Origin of the sequence: Mesorhizobium sp. M1163 (genome assembly GCF_040318415.1) — a bacterium.
In the GTDB taxonomy this organism is placed as follows: domain Bacteria; phylum Pseudomonadota; class Alphaproteobacteria; order Rhizobiales; family Rhizobiaceae; genus Mesorhizobium.
The window spans coordinates 85,444-111,990 of record NZ_JAMYMF010000009.1; the positions used below are offsets into that span (position 1 = coordinate 85,444).

Sequence of the window (26,547 nt, forward strand, 5' to 3'; positions counted from 1 at the left end):
TCTCATGATCAAGGTAAGGCAGCTAGCCCACGAAGCGCCAAGCCGACGGCACCGAGCACCGCATCATTCTCCGCCAGCTTTCCGATCATGACGCGGGTGCGCATCGGGGAAGGCACATCGCGTGCCTTCATCAGCGTGTGCTTTTCGTAGACCGCAACGAGAGGCTTGAGCAGCATGTCGCCTGCTCGCGTCATACGCCCGCTGACGATGACGAGCGGCGGATTGATGATCGTGCCGATAAGGGCGAGCCCTCGGCCGGCCTGTTCCGCCATGTCCTCGATCATTCGACGCGCGCCCACATCACCCTGGGACGCCATCGCCGACACGTCGTAAATAGTGATGATGCGCCCATAAAGCCTCGACATCTCTTGCAGGGAGCGATCGACGCCAATCTGAACTTCGAGGCATCCACGGTTGCCGCAGCGGCACAATCCGCCATTAGGCTCGATGCTCATGTGACCGAATTCGCCGCCCCCTCCGGCGACCCCAGTGATAACTTTGCCGTTGCGAACGATCGCGCCGCCCACACCGAGATCGAGTTTCAACAGGACGAAGTCTTCATAACCGGCGGCTGCACCCCACATCATTTCGGCCAGCGCCGAGCAGTTGCTCTCGTTGTCCGCGAAGACCGGCTTCTCCAACACGGCGCCGAAAATCTGCGAAATGTTCACTCCCGCCCAGGTTGGCATGCCGTTGGCGCGCTGCACCATGCCCCCAGGGCTGACCGGCCCGCAGACCGAGACGCCGACGCCGAGCAGGGCCGAGATGTCCAGCCCGCAAACCCCGTAAGCCACGGTCACGATGTCCCTCACGACGGCCGCCGCGCATTGGGGCGAATAGCCCGGTTCAACTTCGATACTTTTCTCCAAAATTACTGAATGTGAGACATCGGCGATCGCCAGGCGGATGTCCTGCTGGTTGAGGTGAACGCCCACGCACGTGCCGGCACGCGGATTGAGCGTTAGCGGGGTCGCCGGTCGGCCGATTGCCCTAGGGGTGCTATTGGTCGCAGGTCCCTCAATGACAATTTCCAAGAGCTTCAGCTCCCCCACCGCGGTTGACACGGTAGAGCGAGCAAGTCCGGTGAGCCGGGCAACCTGTGCGGCCGACAGTGGCCCGCGCTCACATAGCGCCCTCACGATTTGGCTGGTGACGAAAGCTGACGTTGCGTTGCCCAGCAACGATCTCAGCGCATTCTCATTCAAAATTTCGCCTCACATCCGGCGCCTCTGCGCAATTCGTTTGTCTCAAAAATTTCCCAGCCAAGCTTAGGCCTCCTGACCGATGATGTGGAGGGAGTGCCCTCACCGTGCTTCACCCTACAACTGGCAAGGTCCGCGACTTCACAATGCTCCGCAAGGTGGCCATTCTGGATACGGCAAAGCTGAGATGCCATCGCGTCGATTCTTCTGTTTGTGGACATATTCCAACGAAATCGCCTCCGTGCCTGCCGGAGAAGGCGTTTAAGGCTGCCACTTGGTCGTCTGCGGCCACGATGGCCGAGATCTGCAAAGTTCAAATCAGCGAAAGCGAATGAGGCCGCCATCCGATGCTTGTAGCCATGTACGCCAACGCCGCCTTGCGGAAGTCCCAATACTCGGCAGCCGCGACCTGTTAACGAAGATGGCGAAGCTCGAAGGACAATCGCGGCTCGCTCTGTTCGCTTCGTAGCTTGCCGTCCGCACCGCGAGCAACACGAGAACTGCCAACACCGCCTGAAACGCCTCGGCCATCATATCAAACAGTCTCGCTAGCAGGTACGCCCGTGCGAACCATTGACATCCGCGATCATCCTTGAAGTTGCTGCATAAGCGTCGAGAAGTCCGCAACTTCCCAATGCTCGGCGAGATGCCCATTTTCAATTCGGTAGAGCCGAAACGCCATTGTATTGATCTCTCTGCCAGTGGCCTTGACACCGGCGAAATCGCCTTTGTGCGTCCCGCGGACGGCATTCAGGACAGCAACCTGGTCGCCTTCGGCGACGATCGCCGAAATCGGTAGCTTCAGATCAGCAAACGCTGAGTGAAGCCCCGCGAAGTACTGCTTGAGCGCCTCGCGCCCCCGACCTTGCCCAGCCAGATGGTCGTCATAATCCTGCGTAACGATCTCGTCGAAGACGCTGAAATTCCCGCTTTCGATGGCGGCGAAGAATCGCCGCACCAGTGCTTTGTTCCCTTCTAAGTTTGAGGACATACCGCCTTCTCCAATTCAACCTTTCGCTGCCATCGTGGCGCGTGCTGGTCATCCGAGTTGAACGAATTCCTGGCCGGAAACACCACCGCCGAACTGCTGCGCACGGCCGCCTTCAGCGATACCGCCCAGATCGACGGCGGCGAAGCCGAGGCGCTCGACAAGGTCCACGACAGCGAGCCGAGCCGATGGATCGTCACCCGAGACGAACAGCACACGACGGCCGCCGAGCACCGCCGGGTCGGCCCCGAGGATTGCGGCCGGAAGCGTGTTGAAGGCCTTGACCACACGCGCACCCGGGACGGCGTCAGCAACGATCTCCGTCGACAAACGACCCTTGAGGTCGCGCGGCGAGAACGCCGGGAAGTCGATCGCGTTCGTGGCGTCGACCACGATGCGGCTGTCCCATTCAACATCCTTCACTGCATCCTGTACTGCGTCGAAAGGGATAGCCAAAATGACGACGTCGGCCCGGAGAGCTTCGGAGGCAGTCACAGGCTTTACGATGGGCCCAAGTTCACTAACCAAACCAGCCAAGCTCTTTAGGCCCTTCGAGTTGGCGATGGCGATGTCGATTCCGTTGGCAACGAAACGCCGAGCGAGCGCGGTGCCGATCGCTCCCGATCCAACGATGGCGTAGTTCATCTTTTCGCCCTTCCTGATTCGTCAGCTTTCGCGGTCGGAGGCGGCTTTGCGTAACCGTTTCCCTTTCAGAACATTCCATTTGCATTGGCGCGAGGAATGTTTGGCGCGATCAACGGGGCCGAGTTCTGCGGATCGCCGACCACCTGCAAGGTGTCCCAATGCTCGATCGCTTTGCCGTTGGCATCCATTTTGTAGATGTCGACGCCGGCGATCCCGGTGTCATTCGGGTCGTCGTTGAAAAGATTCAGAAAATTCACATGGGCCCAGACGTAGTCGTCGAGGGCGATGATTTTGTGGACCACGACGCGCGCCAGAGCGCGTTCCTTGTTGATCTGGCCAAAAAACTGCGCCAGGGCGACTGGCCCATCTGCGATCAGGGGATTGTGCTGGATGTAACCCGGCGCGATGAACTTGGGCACATATTCTTCCGCCTTCTTCTGGTTGATCACCAGATCATAGAAGCCAAGGATGTTGTCCTTATTGCGAACGGCACGGCTGTCGTTGCCGTCTACGAGCTCAAGCATGGGGTATCTCCTTCTTATGAAGTGTGGATTTGCTGGAAGGCCCTAGCTCAGGCCGGCGACTTGAAGCCGGAGCCCATCCAGTTCAGCGTCGGACTTCTCGCGAGCTGCGCGGAGCATTTCGTCGGCGTCCTGTCCCAACGGCGCGCGGCTCGGTGCAGGTACCTGTTCGGCCAGTTCGACGATACGCTTCGCGGCCGCAGCCGACTCGAGCCCACTGCTCTGCATGCCGTTGAGCGTGTTCGCGAAGGTTTCGAATGTTTGACCGTATAACTCGCGCTGTTCAGAGGTCATATCGTCCGCGACCCGCTTTAGAGCGGCAGCCGTTTTCGCCGGTCCCCCAGTCTTCATATTGCCTGCCGCAGCCACCACGACATCGATGCCGAAGCGCTTCAGCTCGGCACGGTAGACGGCCGCAAATACCTCCATGGCGGCCTTCGATGCGCCTGATGGCCCATTGAACGGGAGCGGTACGCTGGCGGTCCAGGTGCTCACCTGGACGATGCGACCGCGCGCCTTCCTCAATGCGGGCAGGAACGCATTCATGACCGAGAGGGCGCCGAACACGTTGACGTCGAATTCGCGCCGGATGGCGTCGAGCGGCAAAATCTCGATCGGGCCGGGGGTAAGGATCCCTGCGTTGTTGATCAGAAGATCGAGGGCGCCATCGCCGAGCGCGTCGGACACGTCGTCAGCCCAGGCTTTCACGGCCTGTTCCTTGGTCATGTCGCAGACGGTCAGGCTGACGCGTCCACCGGAGGCGTCCTTCAGATCCTGGACCTCTGCGGCGGACATGGCCGTGCCGAAAACAGTATAGCCCTTGGCCGCCAGTCCGAGCGCGATGTCGCGGCCAAGGCCACCGCCAGCGCCGGTGACTGCGGCGGAGCGTCTCAAGTGTTCAGAAGAGTTCGGCATTTGAGGTCTCCTTTTCAGTCGGTGCCCCGTGCTTTGACCGCGCCGCGCGGACGATCGGCGCTACTTCGGTTCCGAGCAGCTCGATCGAGCGCTTCATCGCAGCGGTTTCGAGGGATGCCGTGCTCATTTGGAAGGTGATCCTCGATACGCCGCCGAGTGCGCTGTCGGCATCGAGCATCTTGCTGGCGACGGTGTCCGGATCACCGATCAGAAAGGCGCCCTCCGGGCCGCACATCGCCTCGACTGCTGGCGCGACGGTGCAAACCAACCGCGTTCGCGGCCAATCGTCGTTGTCAGATGCGCCCAGCCGGGGAAGAAGGCATCCTTGGCTTTTGCGATGGTCTCTCCGACGAAGCCCATCGCATGGGCACCGACTGTGAGTTGCTCAAGCGCGTGCCCGGCGCGCAGTCCGCTCTCGCGGTAGAGATCGACGAGCGGGCGGAAGCGCTCAAAGCTGCCGCCGATGATCGCGACCATCAGTGGGAGGCCGAGCGTTCCGGCGCGTGCGAAGGATTGCGGCGTACCTCCGACGCCGAGCCACACCGGCAGGCGCTGCTGATGCGGCCGGAGGAAAACGCCTTGCCCGGTGAGTGCCGGGCGGAAGCGCCCCTCCCACGCGAGGTGGGTCTTCTCGCGAAGCTTGAGGAAGAGCTCGAGTTTCTCCGCAAAAAGATCGTCATAGTCCTCCATCCGAAAGCCGAACAATGGATAGGCCTCACCGAAGGAACCGCGGCCAACGACGATCTCGGCACGCCCCTTCGCGATCAGGTCGAGGGTTGCAAACTCCTGAAACACCCGCACAGGATCGGCGGCGCTCAGGACCGTGACGGCGCTCGTGAGGCGGATACTCTTGGTGCGGGCAGCCGCGGCCGCCAGAATGATCGCGGGTGCGGAATCGAGGAATTCGGCACGGTGGTGCTCGCCGATGCCGAACACGTCGAGGCCGACGTCGTCGGCAACCTCGACCTCCTCGAGGAGATCGGCCATGCGGTCGGTTGCCGAAGGCAGTTTGCCCGTCGCCGGATCAGGGAGGATTGCCGCGAAACTGTCGACACCGATTTCCATAACACCTCCTTGCAATGTGTTGTCAGCCGCGGGGCGCAATGCGCAATGGGTCAGGAGGCAGCGGGATGAACTCGGTCTCGCCAGCGATCTCGGGAAAGCGCCCCTGCCGCCAGTCGTCCTTCGCCTGTTCGATCCGGTGCTTGGAGCTCGAGACGAAGTTCCAGTAGATGTGGCGCGGCTCGGGAAAGGGTTCTCCGCCCACCATCATCAGATGGGCGCCGCTGCGCGCTTGCAGCACGATCTCGGCGCCGGGCTTGAAGACCACGAACTGCGCTTCGCCGAAGCTGCCCGTCTGGCCCGCGACTTCAATCTCGCCCGAGACGACAAACATCGCGCGCTCGATATGCTGGGCTGGGACCTGCAGGCGCGCGCCGGGCTTGAGCACGACATCGACATACATCAGGTCCGAATAAACCGGCACCGGCGAGCGTTCTCCGAAAGCTTCGCCCGCAACGATGGTGAGCGAGACTCCGTCCGCTTCGAGCGCAGGCAAGAAGTCTTCGGCATGATGGGAGAAACCCGGCTCCATCTCTTCCAGGGCCTTGGGCAGGGCGACCCAGATCTGCTGGCCGAACATCGCCCCGCCCTGCGTCTGGAATTTCGCAGGCGAACGCTCCGAATGGACGATGCCCCTGCCCGCCGTCATCCAGTTCACGTCGCCGGGCCGGATTGTCTCGACATTGCCGGCGCTGTCGCGATGAACCATCTCGCCCTCGAGTAGATAGCTCAGCGTCGAAAGGCCAATATGCGGATGCGGCCGGATCTCCGGGCCGGCCCCGGCGCGGAACACGATCGGTCCGAAATGGTCGAGGAAGATGAAGGGACCGACCGTCCGGCGCTGCGCAGACGGCAGCGCGCGACGAACCTTGAAGCCATCACCAAGATCCCGAACAGGTGGAAGCAGAACCTCTTCCACCGCTAGGTCGACCGTCGCACTCGAAATGGTCATTGCCGCCTCCTGTGCGTGGCGTGGGTCAGGCGGCTTTAGCGAGCGCCTGCATTGCACCCGAGAGCGCAGCCTCGCGCGCTTCAGGCCCGAAGCCGATCTTCTCGGCGTGGATGAAAGTGACATCGGTCAGCCCGATGAAGCCCAGAAGGGTCCGCAGATAGGGTTCCTGGAAATCCATCGCCTGAGCGGGACCTTCAGAGTAAAGACCGCCCCGAGACTCGATGACGAAGACGCGCTTGCCGGTCAGCAGCCCCTGCGGACCCGCCTCCGAATAGCTGAACGTCTCGCCAGCACGCAGAACGTAATCGAACCAGGCGCGCAGGCCGGTCGGGATGCTGAAATTGTACATCGGCGCGCCAATCACGACGGCGTCCGCGGAGCGGAGTTCGGCAATCAGTTCGTCCGAAAGAGCTCGGGCGGCGAGTTCCGTGTCGGTCGCGGGCTCGCCGCGGACACCCGCCACATCGGCGGTGGTAAGATGCGGAACCGGCACGGTACCAAGGTCGCGACGAATAACGGTTGCGCCGGGGCTGGCCTCCAGCAAGCGGTGAACAGCTTCCTCGACCAGAATTTTGGAAACGGACCGGTCGCCAAGAACACTGCTGTTGAGGACCAGAATACTTGCCATAACACTCTCCTTGGTACTGACCGATCCAAGATGCTGTTCAAAGGCGCGCGACGGTAGCCTCGCACAGCGCCAAGCTGTGTCGCGAAAACTGGAACGGCTGCGTCGGACGTAAACCTAGATCGAGGCGGCTGCGTATTCACCGCAGCGGCGTGCCGAAGGCTGCATGACTATGCCCGTATAGCCTCGCCTGCCTGTTGCTTCGGTATATCGAGCGCGGTCACCGCTCGCTTTCCGCTTCCCGCCCACGGCCATGATCACCCGCGTGCGGCGCCTCGTATGTCTCCCAACGGCATCGACTGCACTGAAGCCAAGAAGGCCAGAACCGGATCGCATGATCCGTCGTTTCGTCCGCGGCTTTTTACTTCCGCAGCGTATTCCACGGTGCATCGCTGGAGACATCGACCACCTCGTACCCTGTCGGTCTGACGGAGGGTCCGAGGATTGCGGCGATCTTCGCGGGCTGGTCGCCGGTATTGAACGAGGCGTGCACGACATCTGCCGGGATGAAGGCGGAATCGCCGGGACCGAGGATGCGCTTCTCACGATCGATCCACTGCTCGACCTGCCCGGCAAGGACAAGCACCACCTCTTCTTGGTCGGGATGCTTGTGGAAACTGTGTCCTTTGCCCGGATCGAAATTGACCTCGATCACCGTGAGTTGCTTTGCGCCCGTACTGGGCGGATCGCTGAGCCGCCGGGACGATCCAAAGTCATCGACCTTGAGCTGGGCTTCATTCGCGATAACGAATCTACCAGGCATCGGATTGCTCCCCACATTTGTTCTCTGATTTGGCAGCTCTTGAGTTTGACCGAATGCCGCATCAAACGGCAGAGCGGCGCTCAATGCTCCACGCGCGCTAAGCGCAAGGACGTCTCTTCTCGTCTCCGTCATTGCTGCTCCTCCGGTGGAAGCGAGGCGCTTAATGTTGAGTGGTATCGCTCCGACGGTGCGATGCGGTAGCCCTGCTGTTGGTCAAGCTGTGTCGCGAAACGCGGAACGCTAATGTTGGACCTTGAAGACCTACAAACGGGTGTCGACGGGGCGAGCTTAACAGGTCTTCGCCTTCGGCGCTGCATCACGCGTCGAATGGATATGTTTCGATGGGCCGGCGCAGCCGGAACGCGGAATTGTAAAACGCGGTAGCCTCTACGGCTCCGGCGATCGGCAGTTGATGCACCGCAGAGAACGCCGAAGCTCCGGTAAACATCAGCGAGCCGTCCCCGGACCAGATTTCCCCAGCGTAAAACTCCAGTGCCGACCGCACGAATTCGCACACGGCCAGGGGACCGCCGGGAACCGCCGAGCCGATGACCCGCAATCCGAACGCCTTGACGACCTGCGGATTGTCCGCACTGATTTCGCCGACCAATTGGCTGGGGCGGAAAATCCCTTGCGCCAGCACAACGTCGGCCGGTCGCGACAACCGGCCCGTGACCAGCCCGTACACATTGGACTGGTTCATGTCGAAATCGATCTCGCCCAGCAGCTTCGGATACCCCTCTCTCTCTCCCGCCCGGCGAGCATTCCTCGTTCGTTCGAAATGAAGATGTGCGGAACAAATCCGACCTCTTCGCCGCGGAAACGCGCGTGGATGATGTGGATGTATTCCCAGAACGGACCGACGCTGCTGAACCCGTAGGACAGGAACGTCACCGACACTTTGGTGTCTTGTTCGATTTCCAGGTCGGCAGGCAGCAACGCCGCCGCCGCCTCCGCATTCGTCCGATAGCTGAACGTCACCTGGTTCACGCCCCTGAACGACGCGTTTGTGAAACTCAGAGGGTCTGTATGTACTGGCATCGTTTGTGCCAGGATCCCGAGTCAGTTTGCCACGCATTGTCACGTCGCTCCTTCCGCCAAGTTTCCGGTCCCCAAGCCGAGCCTGCATCGAGAAGCGAGCCCCGGGGGGCGTCATTCAGAGAGCCGAGGCTGCCTGCGAGGCGATCACTGCGTGGCGCCCGCAACTCGCCATCAGCAGCCAGTCATGGCGCATCTCGTCAGGGAAAACGCTGCGGCCTTGCGAGCTTCTGAGCCTCGGGCATGTACCACTTGATGACGTCCCGGGCCGGGTCGGCGAGCGCCGACTTCCAATCGCGGAACAGCTCGGTGACCAGCGCGAGAGACGTATTCGGGACCGCACCGGCTGCCGTCAGGCGTTCGATCGCGGTGCGGTGGGCGAGCTGTGACATGCCGCCAACCGCGTCGACGACGAACATGGCTTCGTAGCCATCGTCCATTGCGTCGATGACCGGGAATGCCAGACAGATCTCGGTGTAGAGCGCGCCGAAGATCAGCCTCTTCTGCCCGTCTTTTCGACAGCGGCCCGGAATGCGGCATCTTCCCAGGCATCCATCGAGCTTCGGTCGATGACTTCGACGTCGCACAGTTCGTCCCTGATCGAAGCTCGGGTCGGACCGTTCACGCCCATCTCAACGCCGACCGTGCTCAGCACCACAGGGATGTTGAAAGCTTTGGCGGCCCTGATCAGAAACCGGACGTTCAGATCGATCTCGTCCGGTGTCGTCTCGGACTTCACGTTCTCCAACATCTCTTTCTGATAGTCGATCAGGATGAGCGCGACCTGTTCCGCAGTCCAGACACCGTGGGCTTCACTCATAACGATTTCCTTTGTCTGGGCATGAGTAGGACACGCGACCGGGTTTGCTGATGCCCGGTCGTCCCAAATCATCGGCTGGTTTGCTTCAATGCACGGGCTGGGTCCGGCGGGCATCCAGGCTTAACGAGCCCGCGCCGAAGGCAGCGACCTGAAGCAGACCACCGGCAATAGCGATGTTCTTGAGGAAATGGATCAGTTGGTTCTGGTCCGCGAGATCATGGTGAAACGCCAACGCGGCCGCCACGCTAAAGCCCGCCAGGACCAGGGCGATGATCCGTGTCTGATATCCAATCACGAGCAACACCCCGCCTCCGACCTCGACGATGATCGCGATCAGGTAGCCGAGAAGCGGTGCCGGAAGACCCGCCGAGGCGATATAGCCTTGTGCCATCGCGGGGGCCGCGATCTTGCCGAGGCCGCTCAGAAGAAACAGAACGGCGATCAGCACACGGCCGGCAGCCGCAAGTGTCGTGGTTTGATTTTGCATTCGTGATACCTGCGCTGTCTGAAAAGGGTGGTCAGAGGCCCATCGGCCTCCACCAATCCACACATATCGTTCCAGAAGGCGATGTGGTAGTGTTACACCAAGCCAAGCTGTGTCGCGAAAAGTGGAACGCTCATGTTGGACCTTGAGGACCTGCAAACATTTGTCGAAGTGGCCGATGCTGGCGGCGTCTCGCCGGCCGCCCGCCGGCTCGGGGTCTCCAAATCCATCGTCAGCCGGCGGCTGTTCCGGCTGGAAGCGGAACTTGGTGTGCAGCTTCTCGCACGGACCACCCGGGGCGCCGCGCTGACCGAAGCCGGCGTCACGTTCCGCGACCACGCGGCCCGTGTCTGCACCGAGATCGACGTCGCGCGGGAGACCATCTTGCCCGCTGGCGAGCTACGCGGGCGCCTGCGGATCGCAGCGCCGCTCTCCTTCGGAACAACACATCTGGCGCCGGTGTTTGCAGAACTTGCGAAGCGCCACCCGCTGCTGAGCGTGCATGCGTCTTACAGTGATCGCTTCGTCGATCTTGTCGGAGAGGGTTTCGACTGCGCCGTACGTGTCGGCTATCTCGTCGACTCCAACCTGATCGCGCGTCGCATAGGACCTATCCACGGAAGGCTCGTCGCGAGTCCGGATTACATCAAGGAGCATGGAGCTCCAGAGACGCTTGACGACCTTCCGATGCACCAAGCCGTGTTGCAGGGTACGGAAGCTTGGCAACTTATCGACGCAGACAAGACTGTTACCGCTCACCCGCAGGGACGGTTCAAGGCGGACAACGGCGTCGCGCTCGTCGCCGCGGCAGTGGCGGGCCTAGGGATCGCCGCGCTGCCGGATTTCCTGACCGAGGACCATTTGGCTTCCGGCGCCTTGGTGCCGGTGATGACACGCTATCAGTTTCCTGAGGCCGGCATATATGTCGTCCGACCGCCGGGACAGCACCCGGCGCGGAAAATCCGGGTGCTCACCGAACTGATGATCCAACATTTCGGCTCGGCGCCGGGATAGGGTAAAGGCGAACCAAGGCGCACCCGTGAGCATCGAGATTGATCGCGGCCTCCACCGGCGCGCCGATTACAAGTCAGCTCCCGACAGTATCGCCGGCACTGCAACAGGCGTCTCCAGAGTGTTCAGGACGAAAAGCAGTTGCCGATCTTCCGCTTCATCTAAAGTTCTTGGATGGCAAGAGCTGTCAGGAATCGGGCGACATAGGGGCCCAACGCTACATTTCGCATCACTCATGCGAGTCCAATGTCACGGCGATGCGGTGATGCCGCCGCAGACGTAGACGTAGAGCGTACGGCCGTTGATAAAACCTTCAGGCATCGGAGGCGAGGAAGACGCCGCCACCGCGCCCTTGCTGCGCGGGTTCCGACGACGCTTCGCTCAGGTCCGTACCCTAAGGGCTTGCTCCAGCCGATCGGCAATCTGTGTGACGATATAGGCAATAACCATATAGATCACGACGGCAATTACGAAGGCTTCGAGGTAGTAGAAGTTCAGCGCGGCGGTCAGCTGGGACTGGGCGAATATATCGACGACCTCGATGGCAAATCCGAGTGAAAGCGCCTTCATGATGACCATCATCGAGGTTGTCAGGTCGGGAATTGCGTGAGAGCCACCTGAGGAAACAGAATCCGTCGGAACAATTGGCCGCCGATGGCAGATGCGGCTCCAATTGGTGGAACCTCCTAGTGAGAAACGGAGGTGCCGGATACTGGCCGCTCAAATTTCTATTGTAGCTAGCTTAACTTTAAGTACGTTGATCATCTAAATTTCTCTGTAACGCCGGCAATTCTCGGATGGGGTTTATGCCTTCCATTCGAGGAAACGCGCGGGCCTTGTTTGCCGATCACGGCAACTCCGTGAGTGCCATCGATGAACTGATATTCCCAGTGCCAAAAAGCTTCTGTTTCTAGCGACGAATTTACTGTCAGGACGATAACATGCGGGTCGTTAGTGCCATTTGGATTTTGCTTCGTCGACTGCCACGGCCCTTGCTGTCCGTCACGCTGCTGGGCTGGGCTTTTATGGTCTGGTCAAAGATGGTTCCCACAACACCTGATCTTTGTTTAAGGGGAACATTCGCGCAGGCGCTTACGGCTAGGGCTGAAGCGGCGGTTGCAGGGGTGACCTGACGCTGGTCGCGTTATCGTGGTGCGCTATGCTGATGGGGATGATGGCCCCGCTGCTGGCGGCGCCGTTGGCCCATGTTTGGCAGCAGACCATTGGGCCTCCGCGGTAGCACGCAAGTTTGCTGTTCATGTTTCCCTACCTCTTGGTCTGGCTGGCAGTCGGCGTCGTCCTGATCCCGATTGTGGACCTGATCCAGGTGTCATTCTTGCCAGCGCTCTTCGGCGGGGCCATCGCTCTGATTCAAAGGCCGCAAGCGCCACATCATTACCGACACCGAGGGACACTTGGTCGGGCTGACGGTGCACACGGCTAACATCCAGGACAGGGATGGGGCAGTCGGCGTCAGCGCCTCCATTCGACGGCTTTATCCCTGGTTACGCCATCTGTTCGCCGACGGCGCCTATGCCGGAGAAAAACTGTCGCAGGCTCTGGCCAATCTCGGCACATGGACCATCGAAATTATCAAGCGCTCCGGCGCGGCCAAGGGCTTTGAGGTGGCTCTTCTCCGCTCGACGATGTGGAAAGGATAGGACTGGCATTCGCGTCGTGTAACTTAGACGTCCGCGCCTTAATGCGGCAAGACCGGTCGCATCTATGTTTGAGGGCATCGCGTTGAAACACCAAGAGCGCTAAGGGAGAACAAGCGGTGATTTTGGTGGGCGATCGCTATGATCGCTGCCCGGGTCGCCCGCAGTCAACTGTGCCGGCCATGGGAACGAGTTAGGAGCGCCAAATCCGGCTATTTAGTTGCGCGCGAGGAACATGAAAGCCGCGATCAGCCTTCGGTAGTTCCGGCCTGTCTGGAGCACCTATCAAATTGCTCTAGTCGACTGGAATCGCGCCAAATCACCAGTACATACATCGGCTACTTGAGCTTCGCCTCAAGCTTTTCGTCCCCAAAAGAATTACCTCCCAGGTGTGGCTCGATATCCGAAGCTTTATGATCCTATCCCACATCCGAGATATCCCCTCCGATCGATAATAGTGTTGCAGACGCGCCACTGCAATTGCTTACCGCGATCACTTCCGAGGATTGCTGATCCCGAGGACGTACATCAATAGGGCGTGGCGAGGATCGACTCGCCTCAGCCAATCGGACCGAGCGTACATCCGATCAGTGATCCTGAAGCGATCGCGCGCAGGAACTGCTGGAGAGAGCCATCCAATTCGTCGCTAATCCGGCGATGCGGCAGCGCGTTGAGCGGGATTTTCAGATAACGCAGGCCATTTTCCTCGACCTGAGGCAGCTCTCCTCCGCGAATATTGACCTGGAGGGCATGCAACATGAGCCTTGGCATCGGCAATGCCCTGTCTCGCGCCTCTCGAAGCCTGATGAACGCACTCCGAGATTGACCGGCGACGTGCTGGTTTTTCTCTTTCTGCTCCGCCACCGAACTCTCCCACAGAGCCTGGCGCCCTCCCGGCCTGTAGTCGTGACCGGTAAAGAGACGGGTCTCGCCGGGTAAGCTCAAAATGTCCTGGATGGACTGCCACAGATCAGCTGCGCTGCCGCCTGGAAAATCTGCACGGGCGGAGCCGCTATCGGGCATGAAAAGTGTGTCGTGAATGAACGCTGCATCGCCGATGACATAGCTTATCGACGCCAAGGTGTGTCCTGGCGAGTGCGTGACGCGCGCTTCCAGCTCGCCGATGTTGAAGGTCTCGCCGTCGCAAAACAGCCGATCCCATTGTGAGCCGTCACACGGGAGATCCGAGAAGTTATAGATCCGTTGCCAGATCCGCTGCACTTGCTTCACGCGCCCGCCGATCGCTGTCGGCACGCCGGTTTTCGCCTTGAGATAGCGCGCGGCCGAAAAGTGATCCGCATGCGGATGGGTGTCCAGGATCCACTCGAGCTTCAAATTGCGGATGTAGCCGCTGATCGCGTCCGCATTTGTCGTTGCTGTCGAGCCAGACTTTTCGTCGAAATCGAGCACCGGGTCGACGATGGCGCATCTTCGCGAACTCGGGCATGCAACGACATATTGGATGCTGCCCGTCCGTGCATCGTAGAAGCCGACGACTTCAGGCTGCTGCATGGGCGATGCCCTCGACTGCGGCTCGCGGGAAAAAGATCGCCCGGCCAGGGTCGAGGTCGTAGTCACGCTCGAAGTCCGTTGCGTCGGACGCAATCTGCGCCACGGCATCGAGTATGAACTGCACCTTCTCGTCCGGCAGCAGAACGCTGAAATTCAGCCGGGTGAATCCCGGCTTTTTCATTTCGTCGCCGGAGAGAATGGCTTGCCTGATTTCCTCGGACTGTTCGTCGTCGATCGACAGCAGTCTGTGAACATACGGGCCGGTGCAGGCGCAGCCACCGCGCGCCTGAATTCCGAACCGGTCGCTTAGCATGCGCGTGATCAACTGCTGGTGGACGTAGCCGTCCTTTCCGTTTTTGACCCGGAAGGAAAAGATCGGAAGCCGCTCAGGATCCGATAGACCGAGGAGCTCCAGCCGCGGCAGGGCTTTCCATGCGCGAAAAGCACGCCGCGCCAGCTCGCGATTGCGCGCTGTCATCGCGTCAAGTCCGATTGCATCCTTGACGATGAAGGCCAGCGCAGCTCGGATGTCGCCGATCACGTTGGGCGTGCCGGCTTCCTCGCGCGATTCCAGGCTGTCGCTGTAATCGTGTGTCTTCGGGGAGACAAACTTCACCGTCCCGCCACCTGGCCACGACGGCGTTTTCGTGGAAGGTCCGTCGCGTCGAACGATCAAGATGCCGGAGGCGCCGGGCCCCCCGAGGAACTTGTGAGGCGAAACAACGATCGCGTCGATCTCGGCATCAGGGGCGGGCGACATGGAAATCGGCAGGTACGGACCTGCGCCCGCATAATCCCAGATCATCTTTGCGCCGGCGGCCTTCACGATCGCGGTGATGGCCGCGACATCGCTGGTGATGCCCGTGACGTTCGAGGCCGCGGACATCGCGGATATCGTGAGACTTGGCGACCGGTCCGAAAGGGCGTCTTTGAGGTGAGACAGGTCCGGCCCGCCAGACGGATCTTCCGCGACTTCAATGATCTCTGCTCCGCTCTCGCGCCAGGGCAGAATGTTGGAGTGATGCTCATAAGGACCGATAATGATCCGAGGGCGCTTCCCCGCTGCCACGGCTTCAGCGACGCCCAATAGCTTTACGAGGCGGTTGATCCCCGACGTAGCGCCGGAGCCGGTGAAGATCACAGCATGCCGTTCGGTGGCCCCGCAGAATTGACCGATCAGGGCGCGCGCTTCCCGACGCATGCGGGTCATGAAGCCTCCGCAATACGAGGCTTCTGTGTGGCTGTTCGCGTAGTACGGCAGGACCTCGTCAAGCACAAAGCGCTCGATCTGATGGAGCGCGCGGCCTGACGCGACATAGTCGGCGTACACGAGGTCCTTTAGCCCGTAGGGACCCACGATTTTCGCCGTCGATCCCACAAGCCCATCCCGAAGGTCGGCGGTCATGTCAGCCTTTTTCTTCAGCCCCTGGCGGAACTTTGACAGAGGGGTCTCGGTCTGCCTTGTCGTTGGATGAGCAGCTTGCACGGTCAGTCTCCCGGCTCGGATATTGACTCAGATTGTAGCCTGCTCCACGGTCGGAAAATTCACCTATTTCCTGCAATTTTGCGCCGAGACCGTGTCAAATGATCGAAGATCGCGTGAAAATCGATGCATTTGATATGAAGATCTTGACGGCCGTGCAGATCGACGCAAGCCTTTCGCAGCGAGATTTGGCGGAGCGGGTCGGCCTGTCCCAGAATGCGTGCTGGCGGCGGATCCAGCGCCTCCAGTCGCTAGGTCTTATCCGCGGGTCTCACAGCAGTATCGATCTCCGCGCCCTGGGGCTCGATCTGACGGTTTTCGTAATGGTCCGCACTCGCCACCATTCCAAGGAGTGGAGTGAGGCGTTCCGTACCCATGTCGAACGGCTACCGGAGGTGATCGATTTCTATCGGATCGGAGGGGATTGGGACTACCTGATCAAGGTCGTGACACAAGGCATGTCCGGCTACGATGCATTCTACCAGAAACTGATCACGAACTTCGACCTGGCTACGGTGACAGGCTTCTTTTCCATGGAAGCGATCATCAACAATCGTCCAGTGGATCTGACCAATCTGCGATGAGGCGGCGCCCGCTGTAGGGCGCTTCGCCTTCATCGTCGCCAAGCCTTCGGCCGTGGCTCACCAGGGTGAGGTGTCGATTTTTTTTGCAAGAGCCCGCAGGTCTGGCAGAGCGTTCGCCCATCAGCTGTTTGCAGGCCTCAACTGAGCCTTGAGCTCCTCCGGCCTTGATGCGCGGGTCCTGACGACGCTTCGCTCAGGTCCGCACCCTAAGGGCTTGCTCCAGCCTGTCGGCAATCTGGGTGACGATATAGGCAATCACCATGTAGATCACGACGGCAATCACGAAGGCTTCGAGGTAGTAGTAGTTCAGCGCGGCGGTCAGCTGGGACTGGGCGAAGATATCGACAACCTCGATGGCGAATCCGAGAGAAAGCGCCTTCATGATGACCATCATCGAGGTTGTCAGGTCGGGAATTGCCGTGAGAGCCACCTGGGGAAACAGGATCCGTCGGAACAGTTGGCCGCTTGTATAGCCGAGCGAATGGGCGGCGTCTGACTGACCGGTGTCGAAGGCGTTCAAGGCTCCCTTGATAATCTCGGATTGGAACGCAGCGATGCAGCCTGTCACCGCAATAACAAGGATGACCGAGTTGGGTGTTTCATGGGCGTTGAAGTTGACGCCGAGCAACGAGAGCAGGAACTGGAATGCCGGGGGCAAACCGAAATAGGCGAGGAAAATCACGATGACCATCGGAACGCCCTTGAAGACGATCTTGTAAGCCATGATGAGCTCTCGCAGCACCGGAACGCGCCTATATTCGACGAGTGCGAAAATACTGCCGACTATCGTCGACAAGACGAAAATCGTGAGCGCCATTCCAAGCGTTACAGGTACGGCGCCCAGAATTTCCTGGGTATCCTGGAGCAAAATATCGGTCTCGAACATGGTTGAATACCCTTACGTCAGACGCTGGCAATGGCTGCGTTCTTGATCTGAGCTGTTGTCGTGGCCTCAGGTGCCTGCATCGGCGAGCGAAGCTCGAACAAATGCACGATGAACCAGGCTATCAGGCACATAAGCGCATAGATGACGGCCAGGACGAGGTATGTTTCGAACTGATATTGGTTATAGTCGCGCTCCATGATCAAATGCGCGGTCGCCATCACGTCCGCCGCCCCGATGTACATGACCAGCGCAACGTTGTGGATCAGGTAGATGATGGAGTTTCCATAGCCCGGCAATGCGAAGTGCACCGCTTGCGGGCCCACGATGCGGGTGATCTTCTGGCGAAAGGTATATCCGAGACTGTCGGCTGCATCATGCTGGCCGCGATCGACGGCCAGGTATGCAGGCCGCAGGACTTCCGACAGATAGCCGCCATGGTAAAAGCTCAGTCCGACCATCGCAGCGATCGTCGGCGAGAAGAAATCTGCGGAGCCGAACAGGGCCACCAATAGGGGGAGCCCATAGAACGCGACGAACAACTGGAGGACGACGGGAACGCTGCGGGCATAGGACACGTAGAGGTCGGTGAGGTGGCTGACCACTGGTATCCTGCGAATCCGCAATGTTGTCGCAACGAGCGCCAAGCAAAAGCCGACCAACATGGCGGTAAACGTGATAGCGAGCGTCAGCGGCAATGCCGAGAGCAACTCGGGAATCATAGCAGAAACATCCACTTTGAAACGCTCCTTCTTGCAATTCAGACTTGCCGCTGACGATATCTACTCAGATCGCATCATTTCATATACTTGACGATGCCTTCGCCAAACCACTTCTGCGAGAGCTTTTCGATCGTACCGTCGTCTTTCAACTCTTTGAGAACTTTGTTCACGTCATCGACCAGAACCTTGTTTTCATCTGACTTGTGAATAAGCATATAAGTATTGTTGGTGAAGACTGGTTCGGACGCCACGATGTCGAGCTTCTTTTCATCGATGACGGTCTGCTCACCAAGATTTGAAGGCAGGACCAGCGCGTCGAACTTGCCGTTCTGAACTTCGTCCAAACGGTTTGGATACGGGATTCCGGCGCTCGACGCCGTCACGTCAAGCTTGTATTGCGGATTTTCTTTTTGCCAGTTCATGATGAACTTATAGGTTCCGCCGCCAGCCGTGGTCGGAACGATCCTCTTGCCGACCAGGTCTTTCATTTCTTTGATGCCGCTGCCCTTTTTGCTGTAGATCTTCATCAGGCTGGCGCCCATGGGGTTTTCCGGAATGAAGAACTGCTTGGCGCGCTCGGGTGACTTGTAGTAACCGCCGACCGCGATGTCGTATTTGCCTGTGGCCAGGCCGGTTTCCTGCGCGATGTCGGAGACACCTTCCATTTCGAACTTGTATTGCGGCAGCTTTGCGTTGATCGCCCTCAGCAGATCGGGTTCATACCCTTGCGGCTCGACGCCGAGCGCGCCCCAAGCCAATGGCTTGGATTCGGCAGAGGTCGCGATCTTGATTGTCCGAACGGTCTGACCATAACTGATCCCTGCTGTCGCAAGGGCAATTGCGATACCGCCGGCGACGGCCAGGGCATAACGACGCGAAAAACTGGATTTGATTGCAGACATTTCTTAGGTTCCCTTCTTGTTGAGCTATTGAAAAGCGAGTTCTGACTGCAGGAATTGAGCAAGTCGTGGGCTGGATGGTGCATCGAAGATCTCAGCCGGACTGCCGTCGGCGGCAACCACGCCACGATCCATGAAGACGATCCGGTTTGAGATGCTCCTTGCGAATTGCATCTCGTGGGTCACAAGCAGCGAAGTGATCCCGGACGACGTGACGTCCTTGATCACCTTAAGAACCTCACCTACCAGTTCTGGATCAAGCGATGATGTCGGTTCGTCGAAGAGCATCACATCCGGCCGAACCGCCAGCGCTCGTGCGATTCCAGTCCGCTGGAGCTGACCGCCTGACAATTGGGACGGATAGCTGTCCCGCTTGGCGGAGAGGCCAACTCGTTCAAGCTCCCTGAGCGCGATTTCACGGGCTTCGTCCGTGGATTTGCGCTGCACGACGACCAGCGGATCCATGACGTTCTGGAGGACGGTCATGTTCTTGAAGACGTTGAATTGCTGAAAGACCATCGCTGTCCGCAGCCGTATCGCCTGGATGGCTGCCTTGTCCGCGCGCTGGTAATCCATCCGAATCTGGTCGAACGCGATGGTTCCAGATGCCGGCTTAACCAGGTAGTTGATGCATTTCAGCAGGGTGGTCTTGCCGGTGCCGCTTGGGCCGATGATTGACACAACGTCACCTCGCTTTACCGAGAGATTGACGCCGTTCAGGACCTGCGTGCTTCCGTAGGACAGCTTTATATCTTTGAGTTCAAGCATTCTGATTGGTGCCCTTCAGAGTGTGGGACGGAGTGCCTTGATCGCATGCGATATCATCACCCGCTCTCCGCATGGCCGAGAACGTGCATCAGCCGGTTTGCCCAGCCGAAGATCGATATGGCGTGGATCAGGTCAATGATCTCGCAGTCATCCATGCCGACTGATCGAAGCGCGGCGATATCGTCTGTCGTCGCTTCCGACGGTGCCGCCGATAGGCGACGGGCAAAGCTGTAGATTGCCGCATCGCGGGGCCCGAGCGCTTCAGGTTTATCGAGATAAAGTGCGGTGACCACTTGGTCGCTCTTGGTCAGCTCTGCATGCCTGCGGGCGTGGACAACGGCACAGAATTTGCAGCCATTGACGATCGAGGCTCCCAACGCGCCAAGTTCGCGATCGGGACGAGCGAGCCCACCCTCGACGTACATGATCGCGTTGAACAAGATAGTGCGGGCAAGATAGCTTTCCGGATCATGCACAAGGGTGCGCACATATTCCGAAACTTTCTTGGCCGATGGCGTAACCTTCATCGCATCGAGCTGTTCCGGCGTGGCCCCGGACAACTCGACCGGCGCGATGTATGGCTGCCAGTTCAGCGGCTTCAGGCGCACCGAGGAAATCATGCCGACCTCATCAATCGCAAGCCGGTCGCCACCCGTGTCTGGAAGTTGACGAAGGCGATCAGTTCGGAGAGCGCGACGATCTGAGGATTGTTCAATCCAGCCTTGTCCAGGAGCGCGATGTGGCTTGCTTCCGCCTTTTTCGGCGTCAGGGTGATCAGGTCAACATGACGGACGATGGTCGCCAATGGTTCTTCCAGAGCCGTTTCGCCCTGGGTCACGGCCAGAAGCTGCTCGGTCGGACCAAGCTGAGCCAGCTGCATATCATATTCGGCCACCAGGACCGGATCGGCGTTCAGGGCGGCCATGCGGCGGGCAAGAGCAACACGCAAGTTCGGCGCCAGCCCCTGATCATTTGCCGGCTGCAGCACCGAGAGGCGACATTCTTCCGCCCCGTGCACGAATTCGGGCCGAAACCGCCTTGCGGCGAAAAGCGCATCGTCCGGCGAAAGACCGGCGGCTTTGTCAATTGCGTCGATCACCACGCGGCCTCCTTATGCAACGTTGAATCGACCCATTCGTCCCCCAGAAGTTCCGGGATGTCGTAAGCGATCAGATTGGCGAAGTGGGTTTCGACATCTTCGGCAAACAGCGATGCGGCAATGCCGCGGACCAGACGGTCGGCCCCGGCGCTGACGGCTGGGATGTCGCCGGAGACCTTGCCGTGGGTGAGCATGGCGGCGTCGTTGAAGCAGTGGATATGCGCCAGCATCGGGCAGGAGCCGGGGACGCGTTCGCGAAACTCGAAGGCGGGACCGAGATCCGGCGCGTCCGACATGCCTGCACGAGCCGGCCCCATATCCGGCCTATATCGGCCATCCGACCAGGTGCGGATATGTGGGGCGATCGCCGCAAATTCCGGGCGGCCGCTGAAGTCATTTGAAAAGCCGGTTGCCGCGATCAGGAAGTCGTAGCGCATCGGCCCCTGCGTGGTTTCCACCAGCAGGGTCCCTGCCTCCTCCTTCACCGCAACTATGCCGCAGTCGAGAAGGAACCGAGCATTCGAATGGCGAGACACGCGAAGTGTCGATGAACGCGGCGGCGGTGTTTGGGTCGAGGCGGTATAATCGAAGAATTTCCACTTCCAGGCGTCGGGCAAGTGATGCATGCCGAGTACAACACCCGGACTGCCAATGCCGGTCAGCTTGTTGATGCGCGGCATTTCCTTGCGCCGGATCAACATGTCGACAGAGCCGGCACCCGCCTCGAGTGCCGTTGCGGCATTATCCATGGAAGAGGCGCCAGCGCCGATCACCGCCACACGCTTGCCTTTCAGCGTGTCGAAGTCGATGTCATCGGCAGAATGGGCCCAATAGGCGCGATCGATGCCACTGAGGAAATCGGGCACGGCAAAACCGCCCAACCCGGACCGACCAGTGGCCAGAACGAGACGACGGGTGAGAACCCGGCCGGTTTCCGCGCCTTCGATATCGATCGCAATCAGATCTCCAACAGGGGCTAGTCCGGTCATGCGCACGCTGTTGCGCACCGGCAGGCCAAGAACCTTGCGGTACCAGACCAGGTAGTCCATCCACTGGCCCTTGGGGATTTTGTCCAGCGACCCCCAGGCCTCAACGCCCCATTGCGCCGTGAACCAGGCGCGGAACGTCAATTGCGGCAGGCCGAGCGACGGACCGTTGAGGGTTTTCGGCGACCGGAGCGTTTGCATGCGGGCAAACGTTACCCATGGTCCTTCGAGCCCGGCCGGAGCCGCATCATAGGCAACGACATTGGTTATCCCGGTCAGCACCAGCTTTGCCGTGGTAGCAAGTCCGCACATGCCAGCGCCGATCACGACGACATCACGGACCGGCACGCCATCGTGCGAACGCGCGGGAACCCATGGCTTGGCGGGCAGTTCGAGAAAGTCGAGATCTTGCGCGAGCTGTGCTTCGAGCGCAGCAAGACCTGTCGACGTTGGCGCGGCGGGGGTATGCCTCATATTCCTGTTCCGTGATTTGTGCCGGATGCAGGATCGCTCACCAATTGGCCAGCGAGGGTCGGATCTAGTTTCTTGAAGCCGACGATCGACCGTTCAGCCACCGCCTCGACCGCATCCATTAACGCCTGCGCGACTGGACGAAGGGGGCGTTTCTCGGCAGCCACAACGCCCCAATAAAAGAGAACGGTCACGTCGATCGGGCGAATGACGACACCAGGCAGGGCCACGCCATAGGCGGTGAGGGGATCAATGACAGCCGCAACGCCAGTCCGCCGGACGATCTGCAACGCGCCATATGCGGTATTGGTCCGGATCACTGGCCCGGTGTCGATGCCTCTGGCCGCCAAGGCCTTGGAGACATGCAACTGGAAACGCAGGGGGTTGAGCAACGTTGCGACGCGGCGACCGGCAAAAGCGGATAGCGGTATGACGTCAAGTTCAGCCAGCGGATCGTCCTCCCGCACGGCAGCAACATCAGGCGCTGAATAAAGCCGCAGGACATCCAGACCAGGCGTATCGAGCGGCAGGCTTGAAAACCCGATCTCGGCACGTCCGCTGCGCACCTCCTGGGCGACGATCGAGGGGAGAAACTGCCCCAGATGCGTCTCGTGCGGAAGTTCGACACCTTTGAGCTCGGCCATGGCCGTCGGGATCAAGCCAGTACCGATCGCGGAGGTGGCAACAATCTGCAGGATCCGCCCTCTGCCGGCGGCAATCATCTTGGCCCGCGCGGCAAGCTCGGTGAAGGACATCAGCAGTCGCCGCGCTTCCTCCTCGAAGGCGGCACCTTCTTCAGACAGCTGCACCCGTCGACCGACCCGGTGCAGCAATTCGAAACCAAGCTCTGCTTCGAGCTCCTGAATGGTGCGTGTCACCGAAGGCTGGGAACACCCGAGCATCTCGGCAGCCTTGGTGATGCTGCCATTGGCGGCAACGGCAAGAAAGGCCTGGAGATCTCGCGTTTCCATTTACGCCTACATGCGCGTTGTGTATGAGTAAGATCGTCTCATTCATTTTTGATATATGTCAAGCGGGAAACGAATATTCGCTGCGGCATGTTGCAATCGCGGGCTCAGGCCGGAATCCCATCGCCAGAAGCCGACGATGGCAGATGCGGCTCCGATTTGTGGAACCTCCTAGTGAGAAATGGAGGCTGCAATGCAACAGGAGGGAATTTATGCGCGTAAGCATTCTTGGCGCCGGAGCGATTGCTTACGGCCTTGCCGCCTATCTGGCCGAAGCGGGACATGACCCTATGCTTTGGTCGCCTTCCGGAGAACGCACCAAGGCGCTGGCCGCCGGTGGATTGCTGAAGGCTACCGGAGCTATCAAGGCAACGACTAAGGTGCGCATCGCCAAGGATTGCGAAGACGCCATTGCCGATGCCGACGTCGTCATAATCGCGTTGCCGGCTTACGGCCACAAGATGGTGATGGACGCTGCCACTCCTTATCTAAGCGACGGAACGCCGGTTATCATCAGCTCGCACAGTTCCTTTGGGGCACTGTGTCTCTCCAAGCAGCTTGCGGACCGGAAGGTTAGCCTGCCGATCGTCGTCTGGGGTACCACGCTCGTGACTGGGCAACAGCGCGGGCCAGCCGAAATCGATGTTGCAACCGTTCGCCAGAAACTGGATGTCGCGACGCTGCCTTTCAGTGCTCAGGACCAAGGGTTCGAGCTTTGCACGAGCTTGTTCGGCGATCGTTTCGTCAAGCGCGACGGCATGCTTGCTATCGCGCTCAGCAACCTCAATCCGCAGAACCATCTTGGGATCGCTCTTCTTAATCTCACACGCATGGAGAAGGGAGAACAGTGGAGCCAGGCCGGAAACGTCACCCCGGCTGTCGGCCGCTTTATCGAGGCTCTGGACGCGGAACGATTGGCGATCGCCGCCCGTTTTGGAATTGCCGTGCGCACAGTTGAAGAGCATTTTTCATTGTCGTTTCACGTCCCCATGGCCACCGTTTCGGAAATGAACCAGGAGATGGATCGCCAAGGCCGCGGCGGCTTCGGCCCGTCAACCATCGAAAGCCGCTATATCCTCGAGGACGTTCCGTTCGGGCTGCTGCCGACCGTTTTGTTGGGGAAGATCAGCGGAAATTCAGCGATTCTCCATGAATCTGGAATTGCCATATTCTCGGCGGCTTACGGTCGCGATCTTAAGGGAGATAATGATATTCTTCCCGCGCTGGGCTTCGAGGGAATGGCAAAAGCGGACCTCGAAAACCTTTGCCGTAAGGGATTTTAACAAGTTTCCACAGTGGACTGGGACATAGGCCAAGTGCCCGAAAAACCACCGGGGCTGGTTGCCGGCGAGCACGACATGCAGGTTCCTCGGCGAGCGCCGGGAGATGTCTCCAGGAACTCAGCACGAGATCAAATGGTCCCGCCCGGCGGTGTGAGTGGGTCTGTAGCAGGGTCCGTCATCGAAACCCAGTGCGGCATGGTTCCATCAGTTGCCAGATGCCTGAACATTGCATCAACTGCGCAGGCGCTTCGCGCCTCCATCAAGATACCGGCCATGCAGGCGCCGACAGTCCGGAACAACGAGTGTCGTAGCCCGTTCAGGATAAGTGGTTCGTCCACAATCAGCTACGCGAGATAGACATGTTCCGATTTCTAACGTGGGCAGGGACCATCTTGGGTCTGACGATGTCACCGGCGCAGGCCGCCAGTGATGCGGATCAGGCTGTCGAACAATTTCACCGTACCTGTCTGGCCGAGGGTCCCAATTTCGAGCGCATGATAGAGACCGCGCACGAACGCAGGTGGACACTTATTGCCGAAGCAGGCTTCGCCGAACTCGCGCCAATCGCTAATCCAACCTCATTGGAGGCATGGCTGGTGGCCGAAGCGGAGGAAGGATTGCCAGCAGGAACCATCATCGGCACCACCAAGGCAACGATGAGCGGCAAACCGGTGCAGACGTGTACGCTGGCATTTCCCGATATCGATCAAGAGGCATTTCGGAAGAGTTTCTTCACCCGTACGGATGCCGAGAAGATTGCCGAAGATCGCGATACGGAGGAGTTCTCGCGTCTCTACATCCTCGTTGCCGGCGGACGTAAGCAATTTGTCCGGCTGGTGGTCCTGCCTTCAACGCCACCAGGAAACCCGCGCGTCGTTGCCAGTTCGATCATGGCCGACTGACATGTCATTCCTCCCGCCCCCGTGCTCCTCTGGAGGGCGAACACTGCGAAATGTCGCGAGCAGCAGAAGGTCGTAGATAATTTTCAGCCCACCGGCGATGATCAGGGGCCAGCCAAAGCTGGAGACGGCAAGGAGAGCCCCTGCGAGGACCGGACTGGCGGCCGCCGCGAGGCTGCGGGGGACGGCGGTGATGCTCGCCGCGGCAGCCCGCTCTTCGGGCGTCACCACGGCCATGACGTACGATGTGCGGGTCGGCACGTCCATCTGCGACAGCGCGCTTCTAATCAGCAGAAGAGCGATAGCCGGAGCGACGCTCGGCATGAACGGGATGAGCACCAGACAGAGGCTCGACGGAAGGTGCGTAAACACCATCGTGTTTATGAGTCCGATCTGCTGGGAAATTCGCACAGCGACCAAATAGGACGCAGCCGAAAGGACACCCGTCCAGAAGAAGATTGCGCCGGTCGCGGCCAGCGACAGGCCGAACCGTTGAAAGAGCCAGAGGGCCAACAACGATTGGACGATGAAGCCGCCTGCGAAAGCGTCGAGGCTGAAGAGCGCTGCGAGTGACAGAACGATGGAGCGAGACCTGCGCAATGGCTGTGCCGACACTTTGCCTGCATCAGGCGCGTCACTCGGCAGCCGCCGATAGAGGAGCACCGCCGCCAACCCAAGTGAGGCATAAAATAGAAAAGCTGCCTGGAGGGCCTGCTTCATTTCCAGGCCGATGGCGTCGCGGAGAAAGTCGGGCGCTCCTGCGGCCAGCGCTCCGACGGCGCCGGCGAGAGAGCCGATGAGGCTGTAGCGCGCAAAGAGCGCCGTGCGGTCGCGGTCGGTGACGCTCTGCGCAAGCTGCGCATGTTCGAGCGGTAGAAACACGCTGACGTCCCCTGAAGATGGGTTCAGCGTGCCGACGAACGCGATGAGAAGCAGCGGCCAGAAGTCGTGAACGACAGCGAAGACCACCCCCGTTGCTATCATCAGGACAGCCGCTGCGGTCAGCAGCGCTCGACGGGAGAAGCGGTGCGCGACGATCCCAACAGCCAGGGTGAGGACGGCTGAGCCCGCGAGCGTCGCCGTCGACAGGGTTCCGATCTCGAAGGCGTCGAAGCCGAGCGTGGCCAGATAGGCGGGAAGCAGGATGCTGACCAGACCGTCACCGAACGCCCGCAGTCCCCTTGATATCAGCAGGTTCGCAGCAGTCGGCTCAGCACCGGCAGGAAGGAGCCTGAAGCGCCGCTTCGAAATAGCTTTGCGCAAACCGTGCGCGAGCCACTGTAACGTCAACAATGCCTCCTCACCA

The 26,547-nt window shown here is 59.9% G+C and carries 25 protein-coding genes and 5 pseudogenes; 5 read left to right on the forward strand and 25 right to left on the reverse strand.

Going from position 1 to position 26,547, the window contains the following annotated elements; translation table 11 throughout:
- Window positions 1–8: 8 nt before the first annotated feature.
- From NKH43_RS11140 to NKH43_RS11200, 13 genes and pseudogenes are all read right to left on the reverse strand, one after another.
- Window positions 9–1,034 (reverse strand): ROK family protein, encoded by a 1,026-nt coding sequence (locus NKH43_RS11140; RefSeq protein ID WP_352491425.1) that lies wholly within the window; start codon window positions 1,032–1,034, stop codon window positions 9–11.
- A 754-nt stretch (window positions 1,035–1,788) separates the two neighbouring features.
- Window positions 1,789–2,193, reverse strand: a complete 405-nt coding sequence (locus tag NKH43_RS11145; protein WP_352620138.1) for an ester cyclase — start codon at window positions 2,191–2,193, stop codon at window positions 1,789–1,791.
- Between the two features lie 48 nt (window positions 2,194–2,241).
- A complete protein-coding gene (locus tag NKH43_RS11150; RefSeq protein WP_023721580.1) occupies window positions 2,242–2,835 on the reverse strand; it encodes an NADPH-dependent F420 reductase in 594 nt (197 codons plus the stop codon).
- Window positions 2,836–2,900: 65 nt separating this feature from the next.
- A complete protein-coding gene (locus tag NKH43_RS11155) occupies window positions 2,901–3,359 on the reverse strand; it encodes a nuclear transport factor 2 family protein (protein WP_023721579.1) in 459 nt (152 codons plus the stop codon).
- Between the two features lie 42 nt (window positions 3,360–3,401).
- Complete coding sequence (locus NKH43_RS11160; RefSeq protein ID WP_352620137.1) at window positions 3,402–4,271, reverse strand: SDR family NAD(P)-dependent oxidoreductase; 870 nt, start codon at window positions 4,269–4,271, stop codon at window positions 3,402–3,404.
- Window positions 4,255–5,336 (reverse strand): annotated as a pseudogene (locus tag NKH43_RS11165) (Atu2307/SP_0267 family LLM class monooxygenase). Before NKH43_RS11165 ends, NKH43_RS11160 begins: the two are co-directional and overlap by 17 nt.
- A 22-nt stretch (window positions 5,337–5,358) precedes the next feature.
- Window positions 5,359–6,285: a pirin family protein gene (locus NKH43_RS11170; RefSeq protein WP_023721576.1), complete on the reverse strand. Its 927-nt coding sequence runs from the start codon at window positions 6,283–6,285 to the stop codon at window positions 5,359–5,361.
- 25 nt (window positions 6,286–6,310) lie between these two features.
- On the reverse strand, window positions 6,311–6,913 hold the full coding sequence (locus NKH43_RS11175) for an FMN-dependent NADH-azoreductase (RefSeq protein ID WP_352620136.1): 603 nt from the start codon (window positions 6,911–6,913) through the stop codon (window positions 6,311–6,313).
- Window positions 6,914–7,271: 358 nt separating this feature from the next.
- The gene (locus NKH43_RS11180; RefSeq protein WP_352620135.1) at window positions 7,272–7,805 is read right to left on the reverse strand and encodes a cupin domain-containing protein; all 534 of its coding nucleotides are present in this window, start codon (window positions 7,803–7,805) and stop codon (window positions 7,272–7,274) included.
- A 184-nt stretch (window positions 7,806–7,989) separates the two neighbouring features.
- Window positions 7,990–8,376: an acetoacetate decarboxylase family protein gene (locus tag NKH43_RS11185; protein WP_352620134.1), complete on the reverse strand. Its 387-nt coding sequence runs from the start codon at window positions 8,374–8,376 to the stop codon at window positions 7,990–7,992.
- Window positions 8,373–8,714: an acetoacetate decarboxylase family protein gene (locus NKH43_RS11190; RefSeq protein WP_352620133.1), complete on the reverse strand. Its 342-nt coding sequence runs from the start codon at window positions 8,712–8,714 to the stop codon at window positions 8,373–8,375. Before NKH43_RS11190 ends, NKH43_RS11185 begins: the two co-directional genes overlap by 4 nt.
- A 197-nt stretch (window positions 8,715–8,911) precedes the next feature.
- Window positions 8,912–9,645: pseudogene (locus NKH43_RS11195) on the reverse strand (isochorismatase family protein).
- On the reverse strand, window positions 9,617–10,018 hold the full coding sequence (locus NKH43_RS11200; RefSeq protein ID WP_352620132.1) for a DoxX family protein: 402 nt from the start codon (window positions 10,016–10,018) through the stop codon (window positions 9,617–9,619). The pseudogene NKH43_RS11195 and the gene NKH43_RS11200 overlap by 29 nt, the downstream one beginning before the upstream one ends.
- 135 nt (window positions 10,019–10,153) lie before the next feature.
- Between NKH43_RS11200 and NKH43_RS11205 the strand changes: the two genes are divergently transcribed.
- Complete coding sequence (locus NKH43_RS11205; RefSeq protein ID WP_352620153.1) at window positions 10,154–11,029, forward strand: LysR family transcriptional regulator; 876 nt, start codon at window positions 10,154–10,156, stop codon at window positions 11,027–11,029.
- Window positions 11,030–11,407: 378 nt separating this feature from the next.
- On the opposite strand, the pseudogene NKH43_RS11210 reads toward NKH43_RS11205, so the two are convergent.
- Window positions 11,408–11,673 (reverse strand): annotated as a pseudogene (locus NKH43_RS11210) (ABC transporter permease family protein); the annotation flags it as partial.
- A 726-nt stretch (window positions 11,674–12,399) separates the two neighbouring features.
- Here NKH43_RS11210 and NKH43_RS11215 point away from each other — a divergent pair.
- Window positions 12,400–12,654 (forward strand): annotated as a pseudogene (locus NKH43_RS11215) (IS5/IS1182 family transposase); the annotation flags it as partial.
- A 690-nt stretch (window positions 12,655–13,344) separates the two neighbouring features.
- On the opposite strand, the pseudogene NKH43_RS11220 reads toward NKH43_RS11215, so the two are convergent.
- Together NKH43_RS11220 and NKH43_RS11225 are read right to left on the reverse strand one after the other, a co-directional pair.
- Window positions 13,345–14,196, reverse strand: a pseudogene (locus NKH43_RS11220) (MBL fold metallo-hydrolase); the annotation flags it as partial.
- Window positions 14,183–15,601, reverse strand: a complete 1,419-nt coding sequence (locus tag NKH43_RS11225; protein WP_352803271.1) for an aminotransferase class V-fold PLP-dependent enzyme — start codon at window positions 15,599–15,601, stop codon at window positions 14,183–14,185. The gene NKH43_RS11225 and the pseudogene NKH43_RS11220, both read right to left, overlap by 14 nt.
- A 179-nt stretch (window positions 15,602–15,780) precedes the next feature.
- Here NKH43_RS11225 and NKH43_RS11230 point away from each other — a divergent pair, with 179 nt between their 5' ends.
- Complete coding sequence (locus NKH43_RS11230) at window positions 15,781–16,263, forward strand: Lrp/AsnC family transcriptional regulator (protein ID WP_352620130.1); 483 nt, start codon at window positions 15,781–15,783, stop codon at window positions 16,261–16,263.
- Between the two features lie 193 nt (window positions 16,264–16,456).
- Here NKH43_RS11230 and NKH43_RS11235 read toward each other — a convergent pair whose 3' ends face one another.
- The 8 genes from NKH43_RS11235 to NKH43_RS11270 form a co-directional block, all read right to left on the reverse strand.
- Window positions 16,457–17,149: an amino acid ABC transporter permease gene (locus NKH43_RS11235; protein ID WP_352620129.1), complete on the reverse strand. Its 693-nt coding sequence runs from the start codon at window positions 17,147–17,149 to the stop codon at window positions 16,457–16,459.
- 17 nt (window positions 17,150–17,166) lie between these two features.
- Window positions 17,167–17,883 carry an amino acid ABC transporter permease gene (locus NKH43_RS11240; protein ID WP_031194726.1) on the reverse strand — a complete coding sequence of 239 codons (717 nt, stop codon included), beginning with the start codon at window positions 17,881–17,883 and terminating at the stop codon, window positions 17,167–17,169.
- 59 nt (window positions 17,884–17,942) lie between these two features.
- Entirely contained in the window at window positions 17,943–18,770 is an 828-nt protein-coding gene (locus tag NKH43_RS11245) for a transporter substrate-binding domain-containing protein (protein WP_352508389.1), read from the reverse strand.
- Window positions 18,771–18,794: 24 nt separating this feature from the next.
- Window positions 18,795–19,535, reverse strand: coding sequence for an amino acid ABC transporter ATP-binding protein (locus tag NKH43_RS11250; RefSeq protein ID WP_352858125.1), 741 nt, complete (start codon window positions 19,533–19,535; stop codon window positions 18,795–18,797).
- 56 nt (window positions 19,536–19,591) lie between these two features.
- On the reverse strand, window positions 19,592–20,155 hold the full coding sequence (locus tag NKH43_RS11255; RefSeq protein ID WP_352858128.1) for a peroxidase-related enzyme: 564 nt from the start codon (window positions 20,153–20,155) through the stop codon (window positions 19,592–19,594).
- The gene (locus NKH43_RS11260; protein WP_352858131.1) at window positions 20,152–20,523 is read right to left on the reverse strand and encodes a hypothetical protein; all 372 of its coding nucleotides are present in this window, start codon (window positions 20,521–20,523) and stop codon (window positions 20,152–20,154) included. The genes NKH43_RS11255 and NKH43_RS11260 overlap by 4 nt, the downstream gene beginning before the upstream one ends.
- Before the next feature lie 107 nt (window positions 20,524–20,630).
- Window positions 20,631–22,094 carry an NAD(P)-binding domain-containing protein gene (locus NKH43_RS11265; RefSeq protein WP_352858134.1) on the reverse strand — a complete coding sequence of 488 codons (1,464 nt, stop codon included), beginning with the start codon at window positions 22,092–22,094 and terminating at the stop codon, window positions 20,631–20,633.
- Window positions 22,091–23,062 carry a LysR family transcriptional regulator gene (locus NKH43_RS11270; protein WP_352622517.1) on the reverse strand — a complete coding sequence of 324 codons (972 nt, stop codon included), beginning with the start codon at window positions 23,060–23,062 and terminating at the stop codon, window positions 22,091–22,093. The genes NKH43_RS11265 and NKH43_RS11270 overlap by 4 nt, the downstream gene beginning before the upstream one ends.
- A 209-nt stretch (window positions 23,063–23,271) precedes the next feature.
- Between NKH43_RS11270 and NKH43_RS11275 the strand changes: the two genes are divergently transcribed.
- Both NKH43_RS11275 and NKH43_RS11280 read left to right on the forward strand, forming a co-directional pair.
- A complete protein-coding gene (locus tag NKH43_RS11275; RefSeq protein ID WP_352622519.1) occupies window positions 23,272–24,342 on the forward strand; it encodes an NAD/NADP octopine/nopaline dehydrogenase family protein in 1,071 nt (356 codons plus the stop codon).
- Between the two features lie 359 nt (window positions 24,343–24,701).
- On the forward strand, window positions 24,702–25,244 hold the full coding sequence (locus tag NKH43_RS11280; protein WP_352466320.1) for a hypothetical protein: 543 nt from the start codon (window positions 24,702–24,704) through the stop codon (window positions 25,242–25,244).
- Here NKH43_RS11280 and NKH43_RS11285 read toward each other — a convergent pair.
- Window positions 25,191–26,492, reverse strand: coding sequence for an MFS transporter (locus NKH43_RS11285; RefSeq protein WP_502896190.1), 1,302 nt, complete (start codon window positions 26,490–26,492; stop codon window positions 25,191–25,193). The two genes, NKH43_RS11280 and NKH43_RS11285, sit on opposite strands and share 54 nt — an antisense overlap.
- Window positions 26,493–26,547: the final 55 nt, after the last annotated feature.